We start from the raw sequence: 16,869 nt of genomic DNA, 5'->3' as shown, positions 1-16,869 counted from the left end.
GGCCGGTGACCAGGTCCCTCCTGTCAGTCGTCCGCGAAGGCCTCCTCGGCCTCGATCATCATGACGTCGTAGAGAAACTCGCACTCCGCCCAGAACTCGCTCCTGGTGAACGGGAACTGGAGGACCGCCGTCCGCGAGCCGATGAAGATCTCGATCACGGCTGGTGAGCCGTCCTCCCAGTCCGCCATCACCTGGATCGTCACCGGATCGTGGTCGATGGTGTCCGTGACCCGCACGGCAAGGCTCTCGAGATCCGACGACTCGTGATCCTCGAGCAGGTCCTCGAGCGTCTCGAAGTGCGCCTCCGACTCAAAGGAGAGCCGCCATGCTTCGTGTCCGCAGTCACTGCACCGGTGGGTCGGCCGCCTGGGGCCGCTCACGCACCCCCCGGCCTCGAAGCGCGTCGAGTCGAACGGACCGGGAAGCATCCCGTAGTCCACGCGCCTCATGGTCGCCGCGCACCTCGGACACTCGTGGGCGACCCACACCTGACCGCTGGACGGCGCCAAAAGGGACAGAACAGCCTCTCGATCTTGGCCTTCGAGCACCGTGTCCACCACGTCCTCGATCGCCGTGCCGACCTCAGCCAGCGCGCGACGCACGTCGGAGAACGACGGCGACGTGCCGTTGGTGTCCACCGTGACGAAGCAGTAACGTCCGCTCTCGCTCTCCACGATCCGTGCCACCCGTGACAGCGGGAGGGGTCTCGCATTCCCGTGCGGGTGACGACCGGACCGCGTGCTCCGGTAGAGCAACACGGAGTCGCCCACGCCCTCGACGGGTCCGTCGTCCGTCGTCCGGTAGAACGTGGCGTCGACATCGCGATGCTGGGCACGCAGATGGTCGAACGCGTCGAGCACGCCCTGAGGAGGCGGGTCGTCGTCCTCGACGACAACGAGCCACAGCGGGCGGCCCGTGTCCGATCGCCCGGCCTCACGTCGGACCCGCGGACTGCGCGGCGCCGCGTACACGCGGTCTGCCCGGGCGAGCCAGCGCTCGTCGACCACCACGGCGGACGGGTCGCCGACCCACAGGTCGAGCTGCGCCTCGACCTGGTCGACGAGCGCCGGGTCGTCGCTGAGGATCGCGGCCTCGCGGAGGTCGTCGCGCGAGTGCGCGGAGACGTTCGCGGACCCGACCAGACATCGAGGCGCCGGACCGCCCTCGAGCACCACCTTGGCGTGTAAGCCGGCCAGCGACACGACGACCGCCCCGGCCTCGACAAAGCGTCTGATGGCGGCCGGGTTCGTCGAGCCTGCGGCGAGCGCGGCGTCCGACCCGTCCACGACCAGCACGTCCCCTACCCCTAACGGCAGGATCGTCGGTGCATCCGTCCCCAGATAGGCGACTGCTGCCCGGATCGGCGACACGAACGGCGCCGGCTCGAGTGAGCGCCAGACGGTCTCGGCGACGAGCTCAATCATCTCTTCCTCCATCACGCCGCGTAGCGCGGCGCCATCGACTCCATCTGCTGCATGACGAGGACAATCGCCCCGGACTGCTGATCCGGCGGGTACTTGTGCTTGATGAGCAGCCGCTTGATCGACGAGCGGAGCTTGGCCTTGACGTCGTCGCGGACGGTCCAGTCGGTCTTGACGTCGCGGCGCATCACGGCGACGAGGTCCCGCGCGATCTGCGCGAGGACGTCCTCGCCCTGCACGTCGACGGCCGACTCGTTCGTGGACACGGCGTCGTAGAAGGCGAGCTCGTCGCGGTTGAGCGGGGGATCGAACCGCTGCCCGCGCGTCTCCTCCGCGGCCACCTCCCGTGCCATCTCCACGAGCGCTGCGATGACCTCGGCGGACGTGAGGTTGGAGTTCACGTACTTCGACATGATCGCCTGGAGGCGGTCGGAGAACACCTGCTGCCGCACGAGGTTGCCGCGCGTGAGCCGCCTCGACTCCTCCGTGACGAGCCGGCGCAGCGCTTCGATGGTCAGCTGGGGGTTCGGTGCCGCCTGCGCGGTCGCGAGGAAGTCGTCATCGATGCGGTCGAGCCGTGGATGCTCGAGCCCGGCGGCGGAATACACGTCGACGACCTCCCCGGACACCACCGCCGTCGCCATGAGCTGGTTGAGGAGCCGCTGGACGTCGTCGGGCACGGGCTCGCCACGAGCCTGGCGCTCCTCGGCGTCGAGCTTGCCCATCCACACGCGGACCTGCTCGTAGAACCGCGCGTCGTCCGCGAGATCCGTGACGGCGTCGGACCGACCGGCGATGGCCCAGGCCCTCGCGAGCGCCGCGGCCCGACGGCGGAACTCGGCCCCGCGCGACTCCTCGCCGTCTGCCGTGACGACGTTGCCGGGCGTGCGCGGGTCGCGCAGCCACGCGACGGTCGCGAGAACCGTGTCGAGATAGCCACGACGCGACCCCGCCGCGCGGGCGCTCGTCAGTCGTCCCCGCCATCCCGACGGATCGACGAGCTCGCGCAGCCGTGCGACGAGGTCGGCCACCACCTCGGCCGCGTCGTCGACGGTGCGTCCGACCGGTCGCGCACCCTGGTCGCGCACCGTGTACTCCGCGAGCGCCGCGCGCAGGTTCTCCGCGATCGGTGCGGATGCCACGAGCAGGCCGGCGTTCTTGCCGCGGAACGTGCGGTTGACGCGGGCGAGCGTCTGCATGAGCAGCGCTCCACGCATGGGTCGGTCGAGGTAGAGCGTGTGCAGCGGGGGCGAGTCGTACCCGGTGAGCATCATGTCCTTGACGATGACGAGCTCGAGCTCGTCGTCGGGGTCCTTCAGGCGCTTCTTGACGACGGCGTTCTCGGAGTCGCGACGGACGTGATCGGCGATCGGTGGCTGGTCCGCCGCAGTACCGGAGTAGACGACTTTGATCCTCCCCGCGTGCAGGTCGTCGGAGTGCCAGTCGGGACGGAGCGCGACGATCTCGTCGTACAGCCGCGCGCAGATGTCGCGCGTCGCCGCGACGATCAGCCCCTTGCCCGGAGCACGCTCTGCCCCGGCGACGTCGCCCGCGCGGGGCGGGCGCGCGCCGTCGAGCACTGACGTGCCCTGCACGAGCTCGGCCATCGCCTCACGCCGCCGCTCCCAGTGCTGCACGAGGTCAGCCGCGAGCTCGCGCAGCCGCGCCGGCGCCCCGTACACGGCGTTGACGACGGCGACCGACTTCTCGATGCGGTCGCGCTCGACGTCATCGAGACCGGCGGTCGCCTCGTCCGCGGCGGCGTCGATCGTCTCCGCGTCCAGACCGTCCGCGAACGCGACCTTGACGAGCCGAGGCTCGAAGTAGACGGGCACCGTCGCGCCGTCCTCGACGGCGCGCGTGAGGTCGTACACGTCGATGACGTCGCCGAAGACCTTCTCGGTGTTGCGGTCGGCGGTCGAGATCGGCGTGCCGGTGAAAGCGATGAGCGTCGCGTTCGGAAGCGCGTTCTTCAGGTGCCACGCATAGCCGTCGAGGTCGTCGTAGTGCGAGCGGTGCGCCTCGTCGACGACGAGCACGACGTTGCGGCGGTCGGACAGCACGGGGTGCTTGGCACCCGCGCGCTTCTCCTCCGCGGTGAGGCCGAACTTCTGCAGGGTCGTGAAGTAGATGCCCCCGGTCCTGCGCGACGCGAGCTCGTCGCGCAGCTCAGCCCTCCGCCGGATCTGCCGTGGCGCCTCGGTGAGCAGCTGCGAGCGAGCGAACGTCTCGTAGAGCTGCCCGTCGAGCTCGGTGCGGTCGGTGACGACGACGATGGTCGGGTTCGACAGCTTCGGGTGCCGCGCCACGTGGGCCGCGTAGAGCTCCATCTCCATGGACTTCCCGGAGCCCTGCGTGTGCCAGACGACGCCCGCGCGACCGTCGGTCTCGACGGCCCGGATCGTCGCCTCGAGCGCTCGACTCACCCCGAAGTACTGGTGCGGCTTGGCGACGCGCTTGGTGAGCCCGTCGTCGCCCTCGTCGAACGCGACGAACCCGCGCAGCAGCTGCACGAAGCGCTGCGGGTTGAAGAGCCCGTCGAGCATCGTCTCGAGCGGCGACGAGAGGGTCACCTCACCTTCCACGACGTCGTCCGTGATGCCGTCGACGGCGCGCCCGTCTCGGTCCGCCGCCTGGTCCGCATCGGTGACCGCGGGGACGGGCGCGCCGGTCGGGCCCACGACACGCCCGTCGTCGTCCACGTTCCACGGCGAGTAGTGGTTGAGCGGCGTGAACGGCGTCCCGTACTTCGCGACGATCCCGTCGCTGATCACCGTGAGGACGCACGCGCGGAACGCCATGGGCAGCTCGCGCACGTACGTCGTGAGCTGCGCGTGCGCGGCGGCGACGTCGGCCCTCGCGCTCCCTGCGTCCTTGAGCTCCATGACCACGACCGGCAGCCCGTTGAGGTACAGCACGACGTCGAAGCGGCGCTCGACGTCGCCGTCGACCACGCGGACCTGGTTGACCGCCAGCCACTCGTTCTCGTCCTCGCGCGAGGAGACGAGGCGGATCGTCGGGGTCTGCTGACGCCCGTCCTCGACGTACGTGACGCCGCGGTACCCGTCGACGAGGACGTCGTGGACGCGCTTGTTCTCCGTGATCGCATCCTGCGACGTCGGGCGCAGGATCTCGACGAGCGCCTGCTCGAGGTAGTCGCGCGGGACGTCCGGGTTGAGGCGTCGCAGCGCGGCGCGCACACGTGAGGGGATCACGACCTCGTCCCAGGACTCTCGCTGCGGCAGCGGCTCGCCCCCCGTCGCGTACCCGGGGTGCCCGACGGCGGACGCCGCGCCGGGTGCGACCGCCGCCCCGTCGAGGTGCTGCCAGCCGATCCCGGCGAGATGGTCGAGCGCGAGGTGCTCCCACTCGGCTTCGTTGCTGCGCACTGTTCCTCCGTGGCGTCGGTGCCTGGCCAGTCTCGGTCACACGTCCCGGTCGACGGCTGGTCGTGAGACTACTGGGCGCTGGTTCGTCAGACGCCAGGATGTCGTAGGCGAGGTCGCAAAGCGTGCTGCACACCGATAGAAGGGATTATCACGTAGCGCGTCCGTGCCCGACCGATCGTTCTGCGAGCCTCTTGTGCACCGAGGCCGGTTCGGCGCCGGGAAGATCCCCCGAACTTCACCCTGGACGGACTTCTCGACGTCGCCGACCAGGCCGTACGATCCGGTCGCGCCGCACTGTCGAGCCGTCCGGTGCTCACCACCCTTGTCCGTGCTCGGCCGCTTCGGTCGTTCGACGCACGGCCACGCACGAGAGGCAGCCACGACGAGTGAACCCGGTCACCCTGATCTCCGAGGCGCTCGAAGGTGATGGTCACGCGATCATCATCTGCGTCGCCGTCGCCCTGATCGTCCTCGTCGCCCTCTGGGCGGTTGCCTACACCGTGCGTGCCTACATGCTGGGCGTCAAGGCCATCGCACAGGTCCGCACCCTCATCTCCGTGCTGGACGCAGGGAACGCGTCTTCCGTCCGTCGGGAGCTGCGTGGACGCGCCATGGCACCCGGCCGAGGGAACGCGCTGTGGCGCGAGTTCGACGAGACCCTCGTCGTCCTGGATGACGACCGGCTCAGCAACACGGTCGAGGCGGAGCACTACTTCAGTCCCGACCGTTTCGCGCCCGAGCTCGTGCGCAACCGGCTGCTCGGGGCCGCACCGTCGATCCTCACTGCGCTCGGACTGCTCGGGACGTTCATCGGGCTCGCCGTCGGGCTCAACGGACTGAACCTCAGCCAGGCTGCGACTGCCGACGAGATGCGGACGGGTATCGAGGCCCTGGTCAAGGGAGCAGGTCTCGGCTTTATCGCGTCCGTGTGGGGCGTGCTCTGCAGCCTCGTCGTGAACATCCTCGAGAAGATCTGCTCGCGGTCGATCTCCAAGCACTCCGCAGAGGTCCGCGACCAGATCGACCAGGTGTTCCTCCTGCAGACCCCGGAGCACTCGCTCGTCCGGATCGAGCAGTTCACCCAGGACTCGGCGACGGCCCTGGCAGAGCTGCACGAGAAGATCGGTACCAAGCTCCAGGAAGCGGTCACCGGCCTGTCCGAGGAGATGCAGTCGGCCCTCACGCGAGCGATCGAGACCGCGGTGGCGCCGTCGATGAACGCGCTGGCGGAGCGGACCTCGAACCAGTCGGCCCAGGTCTTCGAGGACCTCGTGGACAAGTTCACCGAGAGCTTCCGCGGGATCGGCGAGCGGCAGGCGGCAGAGCTGGGCTCGGCGTCGGCCACGCTGGACAGCGCGCTCACGGGAGTCTCGGACCGGGTCGGTGCCGCGGTGGCCTCCATGCAGGAGGCGGCGGCTGCCCAGGCGGCAGCAACCACCGCGCAGACTGCGGCGCAGGAGCGCCAGATCGCGGAGCAGGAGGAGTCGTTCCGCTCCCAGATGTCGGAACGCACGCAGGCCTTCGAGGCGGAGATGTCGACACTGACCGAGCTCGTGACGAGCCAGGCGAAGATCCTGGACGGGTCGCTCAGCGCCCTCGCCGTCGGGATGGACGCCGCCGCCGGCAAGCTCGGGGCCGCGACGACCGGGCTGCAGCGGTCCTCGGAGCTGCTCGGCTCCACGTCCCGCGCGTTCGAGACGACGAGCCGGCGGCTCGAGGAGTCGTTCGACGCCGGCGCGACCGCGCTCGCCGGGACCGCCGAGGCGCACCAGGAGGCGGCTCGGTTGCTGGACCGACACACGACGGAGCTCGACCGGCTCACCGAGACCACGGCGGCGACGGCCGGGAAGCTCCTGACCGCCGCGCAGTCCGCGAACACGGCGTTCGACACCCTGCGCGCGTCGCAGCGCCAGTTCCTCGACGACCTCCAGCAGCGGGTCGAGAACCAGAGCGCCGTGCTGCGCGACTGGCTCGACGAGTACGGCGACAAGGTCCATCACCAGACCCGGGACCGGCTCGAGACCTGGGACGCGCACACGCGCGAGTTCGCCGCGCACATGCTGCAGACCAGCCAGGCCCTCGCGGAGGTCGTCGACGAGATCGACGCGAAGGCGAAGGTGTCGGCGCGTGCGTAGAGGACGGCGCCGACCCGGCGACACCTCGGACGCCGACAACCCGTACTGGGTCTCCTTCACCGACCTCATGACCGCGCTGCTCGCGGTCTTCATGCTCGCCGTCGTGGCGCTCGTCCTCCAGGTCACCCAGGAGCAGCAGGCGCTCGCGGCGCAGCAGGAGGCCGCGGAGCAGGAGCGTGACGAGTTCAGCAGCCACATCGCCGACCTGAGCCGCGCCGAGGACGTCAGGGCGCAGATGCTGCTCGAGATCGCCGACGGGCTCCAGTCCCAAGGTCTCGCCGTGCATGTCAGCGAGGACAACTCGGTGCTGAGCATCCCGACGGAGCTGCTGGGCTTCGAGAGCTCCGAGTGGGAACTGCGTCCCGAGCACCAGGCGGTCGCGCTGCAGATCGGCGAGGCGATCTCTGCGGCGCTCCGCACGGACGACCGCTTCCGCTACATCGACACCGTGTTCGTGGAAGGGCACACCGACAACAACCAGTTCGAGGGCGTCGAGGGAACCGGCAACTGGGGGCTGTCGACCTTCCGCGCGATCTCGCTGTGGCGCTACTGGGAGACGGCGCTTCCCGCCGACCACCGACTCGCGACGCTCCAGCGTTCGGACGGGAGCCCCCTGTTCTCCGTGTCCGGGTACGGAGAGACCCGGCCGGTGACCTCGCAGCAGACGACTGATGCCGAGCGGGCCGCGAACCGCCGCATCGAGATCCGGTTCACGGTGATCCGCCCGACCGCAGAGGATCTCTCCCGACTCCTGGACGAAGCTCCTGCCGAGGAAGGCTGATCGTGCGTCCCACCGCGACCTTCGATCTCCCGCACTGGCCGGAGAGCATGACCGGCTCGTGGACCGGCCTGGTGGCGCGAGCCTCCCGGCAGCGGCGTGAGGCCGGCGGTGGACGCGCGTTCGGAGTGCTGATGGACGAGATCCGCGCCGCGATCGACCACGGGGAGATCGACGCGATCGTGACGCGGCTCCACGAACGTCGCGTGGCACGCGCACTCGTCTCGGTGTGGAGCCACGACGTGGAGCGGGCTCGGGTCTCGATGACGCCGGACCTCGTCCGGGCGGTCGTCGAACGTCAGGACCCCCATCCGTCGCGGCTCCTCGTCCGCGCGCTCGTCGACCTCGTGCTCCGGCACTTCGACCTGCTCGACTCCTGGACGGCGGGACTCTTCGACGCCACGTCCGCGGCGGCACGGCGCGCCGCACGGCTCGCTCCGCTGCCCCGCCGCGCCCCGGTCGTCATCGATGTCGCGGACGTCGCGCGCGAGCACCCCGAGGAGCTGCTCGTCCGCGACGCGCCACGGCGCGTCGCGGGGCTGCTCGTGGCTTCCGGCGCCGACGGGATCCCCCGCCCCCTGGACGACTGGGTCCGCGCCCGGGGGCTGCAGGGGTACGAGTCCGGCCGGTTCGGGCTGCTCGTCCGGCAGGCCGTCTACCTGGAGCGCCTAGCTCGCGCGGACCACACCGACCCGACCGGTCTCGGCTTCCTGCCGGAGATCACGGCGCGGTCGGTGGTCGACGCGCCCGGCAGCGCGGGCCGCTACTTCGGTCACGACCTCCTTGAGGTCATGACGACGCGAACAGGAAACGGTGCGCCGTGCGACGCGTGGCTCGAAGCGCTCGTGGACATCGGGGGCGATCCTCGCCTGCAACGCTCGGCGCAGTGGAACCGTTGGTGGGAGCCTCTCCCACCATCCGCTCGCGAGCGGGCCGTGCGCTGGATGAGCGTCGAGGACCTGCGCCTCTTCCTCGAGGCGGTCGACACGTACGCCCGGGACAACGGCAAGGAGGACATGCTCCGCATGTTCCCCGCCCGCAAACGGTTCTTGTGGGGACTCTACGAGCAGGGCCTCGTCCGCGAGTCGCGGGTCGTTCTCGGTAACCGTGCCCGCGCGTCGGTGCAGCACCAGCTCGGCCGGCTCCGGACGGACGTCTCAAGTCTGACGGCGCGCACCGACACGGCGATCGTCGTTCTGGACTGCGGGTCCTTCCACCTCGTCGAAGGGTCGCACAGCTTCAAGCTCTGGATCTTCGACGGCCCGGCTCGCGGGATCCTCACGGACCGCTCCCGCAGGACGTTCACGCCCGAGATGCTCACGTACACCGTCCCGAACGATCATGCGCGGAATCATCCGGGGGGTGCACGAGCCCACACGTCGATCACGCATCACGAGTCGACGTGGCAGCACCACGCGGTCCGCTTCATCGTCGAGGCGCTCGGCGTGAACCTCGACCCGCGGACCCTGATGTCCGCTGACGACTACTCCCAGCTCAAGCGTCGGTTCGGCCTACCGGTACTCGGCGCCCGTTCCGTGATGAGGTGAACCCATGGGCTTGAAGGACATGCTCTCCCGGCTGCGCATGCGGCCCGACGACGAGGCGGCGCCGATGCGTCGGTTCCAGGTCTCGTACGACGACGACGGTGCCAACTTCGTCACGACGGCGGAGGACCTGGACCTGCTGCGGCAGGGTGAGGGGCAGCGGTCGACGCAGGAGCAGTTCCTGGTCCTGGAGATGATGGAGGAGGCCGGTGCCGCACTGCCTCTGCCGAACGGGTACGCGGTCCGGTCCCGGGACATCGCGGCGATGGGTCCGGAGGAGGCTGCGATCCTCGGGCTTCCCCCGCTGCTCCCGGGCAGGCTCGAGCCGAAGATCCGGCACAACACGACGTCGCGGCACTTCGACGTGTCGCTGCGTGTCGTGCTCGAGGACGGCGACGAGCCCTGTCGGCGGACGGGCCCGGTCGTCACCATCGGGTCCGAGACCCGGTACAGACTGTCTCCGCGCGCGCTCCGGGTGGTGCTCGCCGTCGAGCGGCACGCGATCCTCGAAGCCGGCCGTCGGTCGGAGGCGGACAACGTGCGACTGGTCGCAGAGATCCAGGCGGCTCAGCGAGATGCGGCGCAGCTCGACGGCGTCACCTTCTCGCTCGGGCACCTCGACGAGTTCAGCACCGTGTCGCCCGCGTCCGTGAGCCTGCTCGTCGAGGAGCAACCCGACGGGTCCCTCGCGATCAGCCCCGACCTGGGTGCCGAGGTCGACCCGAGCGCGGTCTCGTCACGACGCCATCATGTCGAGGACGAGGGACCGAGCGTGCTCCGGGTGGGCAACCAGCTCGTGATGCTCGAGGAGGACCAGGCGGAGGGCGTCCGCGAGGTGCTGCGCCGCCCGCACATCCCCGCCGAGGAGAAGCAGGACTTCTACCGTGCCCCGGGGGACTTCTACGATCCCACGCGGGTGGACGTCGACCTGCACTTCGGCGTGCGGGTCGCCGGAATCGGGGTCATCGTCCCGCAGACGTTCACGGACGCGAGCGAGTCCGGAATCTCGTGGTTCGGCGGCGACCCGACCCTGCGGCCCGCGGACGTGCTCGCCGGGCTCATCGACTCCCTCCCGAGGCTCGAGCAGGTCGAGCGCGACGTGGAGGCGGCCCGCGAGGCGGGGCGCTCTGCGGTCGCGGTCGGGGACCAGGTCGTCGACATCGGCGACGAGCGGGCCACCGCCGCCGCCCTGCACGAGGCGCGGGACCGCCTCGAGGAGGAGGCGCGTGCATCGTCGGACGCCTCGTCCTCCGCGGACGCCGACGCCCCTGCTCCCGAAGAACCTGCCCGACGTGTGCAGGTGGGCGTGCACGTCGCCGACGCGCAGGACGTCGCCGACGCCCTGCGCGGAACAGCCGTCGCAGCGCGGCCGATCCGGCCGGTCGACTACGACTCGCTGGCACGGTCGCCCTATCCGCACCAGCGCGACGGCGTCGAGTGGATGGCAGCGCTCATGGCCGCCTCGACGCGCGCCCCCGAGTCCTCGGCCACCCGCGTCCAGGGAGCGGTCCTCGCGGACGACATGGGTCTCGGCAAGACCTACATGACGCTGGTCGCGCTGCGCGAGCTCATGGCTGCGGAGCGTGCGCTGGGCGAGGATCCACACCCGACCCTCGCCGTCCTGCCCGTCGCGCTCATCGAGAACTGGGAGGCGGAGCTCGCGGCGACCTTTCCGGAGTCGCCGTTCGGCGACGTCGTCGTGCTCCAGGGCGGTCGCGACCTGCCGCGGTTCCGGCTCGCGGGTGCGGGCCGGGAGACGACGGCGACCGTCACGTCGCTGGACGAGCGCGGGATGATGCGGGACGACGCCATCCGCTTCTCGCTGCGCGTCGGCCCCGACCACGGGGACCGTCGGCTCGATATGCCGGGGCGCCTTGTGCTCACCACGTACGACACCCTTCGCTCGTACCAGCTCTCCCTGGCACAGGTTGACTGGGGCACCGTCGTCTTCGACGAGGCGCAGACGGTGAAGAACCCTGACACGCTCGCGACCCGAGCGGCGAAGGCGCTCAAGGCCCGGTTCAAGCTGCTCGCGACCGGGACCCCCGTCGAGAACTCCATGCTGGACTTCTGGTGCCTCATGGACACGGCCCAGCCCGGGCTGCTCGGCTCGTGGTCCGACTTCCGGTCGCGGTGGGTCGCTCCGATGAAGGACGCCGACCCGCAGGAGAAGATGCGTATCGGCGAGGAGCTCCGCGCGCTCGTCGGGCCGTTCATGCTGCGACGTGTGAAGGAGGACCACCTCGCCGATCTCCCGCCGAAGACCGTCTACGGCCCCGAGGAGGGCCCGTCGCGCGTCGCCCGGCCGGAGCTCGGCGTCCCGATGCCGGCGGGACAGCGCGAGGTGTACGACGACGTCCTGCGCGACTACCAGCGCAGCACGGGCGCCCAAGGGGCTGCGCTGAAGGCGGTCCAGGGTCTGCGTGCTGTGAGCCTGCACCCCGCGGCGCGCGGCGACGGTGAGCTCGGGACCGATCCCGGTTCGCTCGCGCTCTCAGCTCGGATGACGGCGGCTCTCGGGGTCCTCGACGCGGTCCGCGACAAGGGTGAGAAAGCGATCGTCTTCGTCATCAACAAGAAGGTCCAGCGCAGCCTCGCCCTCTGGCTCCAGGACCGGTACGACCTCCCGGTGTCGGTCGTGAACGGCGACACGGCAGCGGTGTCCACCGGCTCGTCACCGACGCGCAAGCGCATCATCGAGAGGTTCGAGCAGCGCCCGGGGTTCAACGTCATCATCATGTCGCCCCTGGCCGTGGGGGTCGGGCTGACCGTCGTCGGCGCGAACCACGCGATCCATCTCGAGCGGCACTGGAACCCGGCGAAGGAGGCGCAGGCGACCGACCGGATCTATCGCATCGGCCAGACGAGACCGGTCTCGGTGTACCTGCCCGCGGCGCTGCACCCGGACATGACATCGTTCGACCTCAACCTCGACCGACTCCTGCAGCAGAAGACGATCCTGCGCGAGGCGATCGTCGTCCCGGAGAAGGTCACCGAGGATGAGCTCGCGGATGCTCTGACGCTCGACCCGAGCTGATCGCGACGAGCTGCGGGCTGCGGGCTGCGGGCTGCGCTCGAGCGGGAGCACAACGTCGGCCCCTCGGACACGTTCGGCCTCCTCGCCCGGGTCGGGGCCGAGTGCGCCGGAGCCGTGCAGCTCACACCGGAGGGAGCCACGTTCGACGACGGGTACCTCCGACCCCTGGACGACGCCGAGTTCGCGCGGCTCGTGTCCGAGCTGCCGACGCTCGATCCGCCGGACGACCTCACCGTGACCGCGTCGCTCGGTGGTGTGCAGGCGAAGGTGCTGCTGCACCGCACCGAGACGGGCTGGGCCTGGCCCGCGAACGGCGCGCTCTCCACGCACATCGTCAAGCCTGAACCACTCGGCGGGACGGGGATCGAGAGCCTGGTACGGCTCGAGCACTGGACGCTGCTGCTCGCCCAGGCAAGCGGTGTCCCGGCCGCCCGCAGCGAGCTGATCGCGGTCGACGGGCGGGACGTGATCGTCGTCGAGCGGTACGACCGCACCGGCGGGCGACGGTCGCACCAGGAGGACCTCGCCCAGGCGCTCGGTCTTGCCGCGCAGGACAAGTACGAGCCGTCCGCACGGTCGCCGGGACGACTCGCCAGCGTCGCACGCACAGCCTCGGCCGAGGCGATCGACCCCGCGGCCCTCCGCCGCGACCTGCTCCGGCTCGTCACCTTCAACGCGATCGTCGGCAACGGCGACGCGCACGCGAAGAACTACTCGCTGCTCGTCGACGCCGAGGCGTCGTACAGCGTCGCACCCCTGTACGACGCCGCCCCGGCCTACCTCGTCTCCTCCGCGTACCGGCATTCCGGGCTCACCGTCGCGGGCCGGAACCGGCTCGACCTCGTCACGGGTGCACTCCTGGTCGAGGAGGCGGTGTCCTGGGGAATGGGTCGCGCGACGGCGGTGGAGACCATCGCCTCGGTGGCGGACGCCGTTCTGCACGGCTCGATGCAGTCCCGGCCGATGTCCCACACGCTCAGGTTCCGGAACGCGTGGCCGAGAGAGCGACCGCGGTCGCCCGATTAGCGACTGCCGCACGCGCCGCATCCTGACGGCGCCGGGACGTTCTCAGCCAGTCGTCCGGAGATTCTGGCTCTGCCGGTACTCCAGCGCTTCGGGCAGCTCGGTGAACTGCAGCACGTCGCCCGCGAGGTCCCGGAGCTGGACGAGCGCGTCGTGGGGAGTCGCGTAGAAGAACTCGCGCCGCAGGTTCACCCGATTGACCCGCTTCTCCGCCAGACGACGATGCATCTCGGCCTCGATACCGACCGCGTCGTCGGAGAAGAAGAGCGCGTGGACGTCGAACCCGAACGGCACCGACGCGTCACCGAGCTCTCGGACCCGGTCCATCGGTTCGAGCCGACGCGTCATGCCGATCTTGATCATCCCCTCGCCGAAGGCCCCGAGGTTCGAGATCACGTACACGTAGCCCGCGCGCTGGTTCGCTGCCCGGTAGTCGACATCCTCGATCGCACGATCGACGTCGGCCAGCTGGGCCTCGTACCGGGCGACGGCCTCCAGATCGCCCTTCGCCTTGAGCGTCTCGAGGACGTTCGCCAGGTGGCTCTTCTCCTTCTCGAGCTTCTCGCGCGCTCGCGCGATCTCCTGCTCGACCTTGCGCTGCTCGCGCAGGGCCTCGCGTGCGGCGCGGTTCGCTTCCTTTTCCTCCTCGACCTTCGCGAGATAGTCGGCGGTGAGGCCGAGCTCGAAGACTCGCGCGTCGTGGTATCGATCCGAGACGTGGATCGACATCATGCTGCCGAGCCGAGCGATAGTCGCCTTCGTCTTCTCGAGCTTGTCGACGCTGGCTGCCAGGCGGTGCGGCTTGAGGCCACGGACGAGAGCGTCCGCCTCTCCGTTGTAGGCACGCAGCATGAGCTTGGAGATCTGCGACACCATCTTGCGCCCCTGCGCCTCGGATCCGTTCACCGTCCATCCCGCGGCGGACTCGATGGCTCCGCCATCCACCTTCGCCATGTCCTTGATGTGACCGCGCAGCGCGGCGAGGCGCTCCTTGTACGCCTCGACGTTCTCCAGAGGGTGCTGATACTCGTAGACCCCCACCTCCTGGAGGATCTCCGTCTCCTCGAGGTGGACGACCGTCGCCTCGAGCTCGCGGACACGCGAGTCGAGCGCCTCCCGCCGCGAGGTGAGGCCGGCGATCTCTGCTGCGAACCGCTCGCGCGACGCCTGGCGCTCGGCGTCGAGCGCAGCCGTCTCATCCTGGAACCGGCGCCGTGCGTCCGCCCGCTCGCGCTCGATCGTCACCGCATCCAGGGCACCGACCCGGTGCAGTTCCGCGAGCAAGCGCTCGTTCTCCGCACGCAGCCCGTCGGCCGACGCCGCGAGCTCCCGCGCCCGTCGCCTCGCGCCGAACAGCGGTATCCCCGGGTCCCCCGTGGGCTGCCCGGTCGCGGTGCTCGACGGCACGGCGGGCGGCGCGGTGAGCGGCACGGCAACGGGGCTGGGCGGAGCGGGCGCAGTGGTCGGTGCAGGCTCCGGTGCGATCGGCACCCAGAACTGCCAGCCGGGCGGGGGCTGCGGCCAGTCCCCCGGCGGTGTCCATCCGTCGGGCGGCACCCACCCCTCCGGCGGCGCGGGCCAGCTCGGTGGTGAGTTCCATCGATACCCCTGCGTGCTCATGCGTTCTCCTTACACCCTTGTGCTTCTACGTACGATCGTTCGCGCCGTGCATGGACGCGCATCTCCCACACCAACTCTCGGTGGCGGCGGAGCACTCGCCGGTATCGACGCAGCGCAGCCACGCCCTGCCAGACGAGCACCCCGGGAACCGCGAAGGCCGCGACGATCACGGCCACCGAGAACACCATCGCCAAAGCGAGCCCTCGCGCTACGCCACCTGGGGCAGCTACTGAGTGCTCGACGACCGAGCCGATCGGCAGAGCAAGAGGATCCAGCAGCGTCGGTGCAAGAATCGCGAGCCCGACGAGCCACCAGCGGAAGGTGCCGCGGGCGGGGTCGGCACCGGCCTGCCTGAGGTCCTTGGTACGCCCGCGGTGCTCAGCGAAACGGAGGCTGCCGACGACCAGAGACCCGAGCACAACGATCCCGAAGAACGCCACACCGAGCGGGAGGTACAGATCCTCGACATCCGCCACAGCGGTGATCCCGAGAGCGGCCATCAACGCGAACCCCGTGGCGGTGGCGATCGCCTCGACGCGATCAGAGCGCTGCCCGGGCGCGGAGCGGTTCACGGGCGGGGTACGCCAGCGCCACGACCGCTGCGTCGCGCCAGCGACAGGGAGCAACAGCAGGAGGCAGACGACGACGGCCCCCACCACGGGGGAGGCTAACCAGGAGCCGATGCGGTCGTCGAGAAGCTGCGCCCCGGACGCGAGCCATCCTCGACGCTGAGCGAGAGCGACGGCTGTGGGGAGACCGAGCACCAGCGGGACGACGAGGACCCAGCCTCCCAGACGACCACCTCGCGCCAGCTCGGGGAGCAGGTGATCCCGGACTTCGAGAACAACCAGAAGTCCCACCATGACGACCGACACGACAGCGACCCACTGACCGGCGAGGTCGACCAGCGGTGTGCGGATCCCGACGAGTGCCCACACCATGACGGCGCCCACGACCGCCGCGGCGCTCCCGAGCCCGATCAGCGTCGCGGCTCGGATCCCGACCCGCTGGAGCGTCGTCGACAACGTGATGCGAAGGCTGACCGCCACCGACCGTACTTCCTCGATCCCACACTGCCTGCGCCACGCGACGAGCAGCGCCGGGATGCTCGGCGCGGTCATCGACGCGTCCGCCAAGCGCCTCCGCGCTCGGGCGTCGAACATCTCGGAGCGGTAGGCCACCTCGCCGATCGCGGTCGGGGTGGGCTCCTTTCCCTGCAGCCGCAAGCCGAGCGCGATCAGCTGCTTGCGTCGTTCCTCGGCATCCGGCACGGTCTCGTGCTCGCGGAGCGCACGACTCAACGACGCGGCCCAGGCCTCGTCGACAGGGTCGCCCGGTTCCCAGTGGAAGCGCTCCGCCAGAAAGAGTCGGAGGAGCTCCTGCCGACGCGCACCGCTCTCCGGTACCCCGTACAGCCCGCCCAGCGTCCCCACCGTGACCACGGCTCCGGCGACCGTCGCCATGCCGAGCGCCAGGCACACGATCTCGACCAGCATGTTCCTCCCCCTCGCAGAACAACAGACCTTTCGGGGCTACCGGCGGCGGCTCCCCAACGTCGGGAGGCTGCCGCGGGACTCGCGGGCACGGTCGAGCGTGTCGTCGAGGTCTTCGCCGGCAGGACCGTCGTCGAGGTCGAGGATCGCCCGCTCGCGGAACCGGGCCTCGCGACGCGCGAGAGAGGTCGGGCGGTCCTCGCCCGTCTCCTTCCCGGGTGCGACGACGCGGGGTCTCGGCCAGGGCGTCCTGGTCGGGCACGCTCGGGCTCGCGCCGCTCGGGGCGGCCCCGTTCCGGGTAGTCGTGCCCGACGGCGCAGCGCCCGTCCGCGCGGGACCTCGCCTCGCAGTGCGGCGCGGGCCGGGGCAGACGGCGGTGCTGGTCGCATCCAGGTGCGGCGGCCACGACCCGTCCGGGTTCGCGGCGA

At 70.4% G+C, this 16,869-nt stretch carries 9 protein-coding genes and 1 pseudogene; 6 read left to right on the top strand and 4 right to left on the bottom strand.

What is annotated here, in order from left to right; all coding sequences use genetic code 11:
- Nucleotides 1–23: 23 nt before the first annotated feature.
- Nucleotides 24–1,439, bottom strand: a complete 1,416-nt coding sequence (locus JOE63_RS08385; protein ID WP_204540596.1) for a hypothetical protein — start codon at nt 1,437–1,439, stop codon at nt 24–26.
- Nucleotides 1,436–4,810, bottom strand: coding sequence for a type I restriction endonuclease subunit R (locus tag JOE63_RS08380; RefSeq protein ID WP_204540593.1), 3,375 nt, complete (start codon nt 4,808–4,810; stop codon nt 1,436–1,438). The genes JOE63_RS08385 and JOE63_RS08380 overlap by 4 nt, the downstream gene beginning before the upstream one ends.
- A gap of 386 nt (nt 4,811–5,196) precedes the next feature.
- Between JOE63_RS08380 and zorA the strand changes: the two genes are divergently transcribed.
- The 6 genes and pseudogenes from zorA to JOE63_RS08355 all read left to right on the top strand — a co-directional run bounded on the left by zorA (nt 5,197) and on the right by JOE63_RS08355 (nt 13,330).
- Complete coding sequence (gene zorA, locus JOE63_RS08375; RefSeq protein ID WP_204540590.1) at nt 5,197–6,945, top strand: anti-phage ZorAB system protein ZorA; 1,749 nt, start codon at nt 5,197–5,199, stop codon at nt 6,943–6,945.
- A complete protein-coding gene (locus JOE63_RS08370) occupies nt 6,938–7,726 on the top strand; it encodes an OmpA/MotB family protein (protein WP_307839999.1) in 789 nt (262 codons plus the stop codon). The genes zorA and JOE63_RS08370 overlap by 8 nt, the downstream gene beginning before the upstream one ends.
- Nucleotides 7,727–7,857: 131 nt before the next feature.
- On the top strand, nt 7,858–9,270 hold the full coding sequence (locus tag JOE63_RS08365) for an EH signature domain-containing protein (RefSeq protein ID WP_204540587.1): 1,413 nt from the start codon (nt 7,858–7,860) through the stop codon (nt 9,268–9,270).
- Between the two features lie 4 nt (nt 9,271–9,274).
- Nucleotides 9,275–12,304 carry a DEAD/DEAH box helicase gene (locus JOE63_RS08360; protein WP_204540584.1) on the top strand — a complete coding sequence of 1,010 codons (3,030 nt, stop codon included), beginning with the start codon at nt 9,275–9,277 and terminating at the stop codon, nt 12,302–12,304.
- Nucleotides 12,305–12,328: 24 nt separating this feature from the next.
- Nucleotides 12,329–12,415: pseudogene (locus tag JOE63_RS21785) on the top strand (hypothetical protein); the annotation flags it as partial.
- Between the two features lie 3 nt (nt 12,416–12,418).
- A complete protein-coding gene (locus JOE63_RS08355; protein ID WP_204540581.1) occupies nt 12,419–13,330 on the top strand; it encodes a type II toxin-antitoxin system HipA family toxin in 912 nt (303 codons plus the stop codon).
- A 42-nt stretch (nt 13,331–13,372) separates the two neighbouring features.
- On the opposite strand, the gene JOE63_RS20970 is transcribed toward JOE63_RS08355, so the two are convergent.
- Together JOE63_RS20970 and JOE63_RS08345 are read right to left on the bottom strand one after the other, a co-directional pair.
- Nucleotides 13,373–14,947, bottom strand: coding sequence for a DUF4041 domain-containing protein (locus tag JOE63_RS20970; RefSeq protein WP_239576656.1), 1,575 nt, complete (start codon nt 14,945–14,947; stop codon nt 13,373–13,375).
- The gene (locus JOE63_RS08345; protein ID WP_204540578.1) at nt 14,944–16,443 is read right to left on the bottom strand and encodes a hypothetical protein; all 1,500 of its coding nucleotides are present in this window, start codon (nt 16,441–16,443) and stop codon (nt 14,944–14,946) included. Before JOE63_RS08345 ends, JOE63_RS20970 begins: the two co-directional genes overlap by 4 nt.
- Nucleotides 16,444–16,869 lie beyond the last annotated feature (426 nt).

The sequence above is a fragment of the Cellulosimicrobium cellulans genome, from assembly GCF_016907755.1.
Taxonomy (GTDB): Bacteria; Actinomycetota; Actinomycetes; order Actinomycetales; family Cellulomonadaceae; genus Cellulosimicrobium; species Cellulosimicrobium cellulans_D.
Note: the sequence above shows the minus strand (reverse complement) of the source record. Positions and strands in the feature narration are given on the sequence as shown.

Bases quoted from the DNA above. Each gene is read 5' to 3' on its own strand.
- JOE63_RS08345 (WP_204540578.1), bottom strand. From the start codon at position 16,443: ATGCTGGTCGAGATCGTGTGCCTGGCGCTCGGCATGGCGACGGTCGCC.
- JOE63_RS20970 (WP_239576656.1), bottom strand. From the start codon at position 14,947: ATGAGCACGCAGGGGTATCGATGGAACTCACCACCGAGCTGGCCCGCG.
- JOE63_RS08365 (WP_204540587.1), top strand. From the start codon at position 7,858: ATGGACGAGATCCGCGCCGCGATCGACCACGGGGAGATCGACGCGATC.
- JOE63_RS08360 (WP_204540584.1), top strand. From the start codon at position 9,275: ATGGGCTTGAAGGACATGCTCTCCCGGCTGCGCATGCGGCCCGACGAC.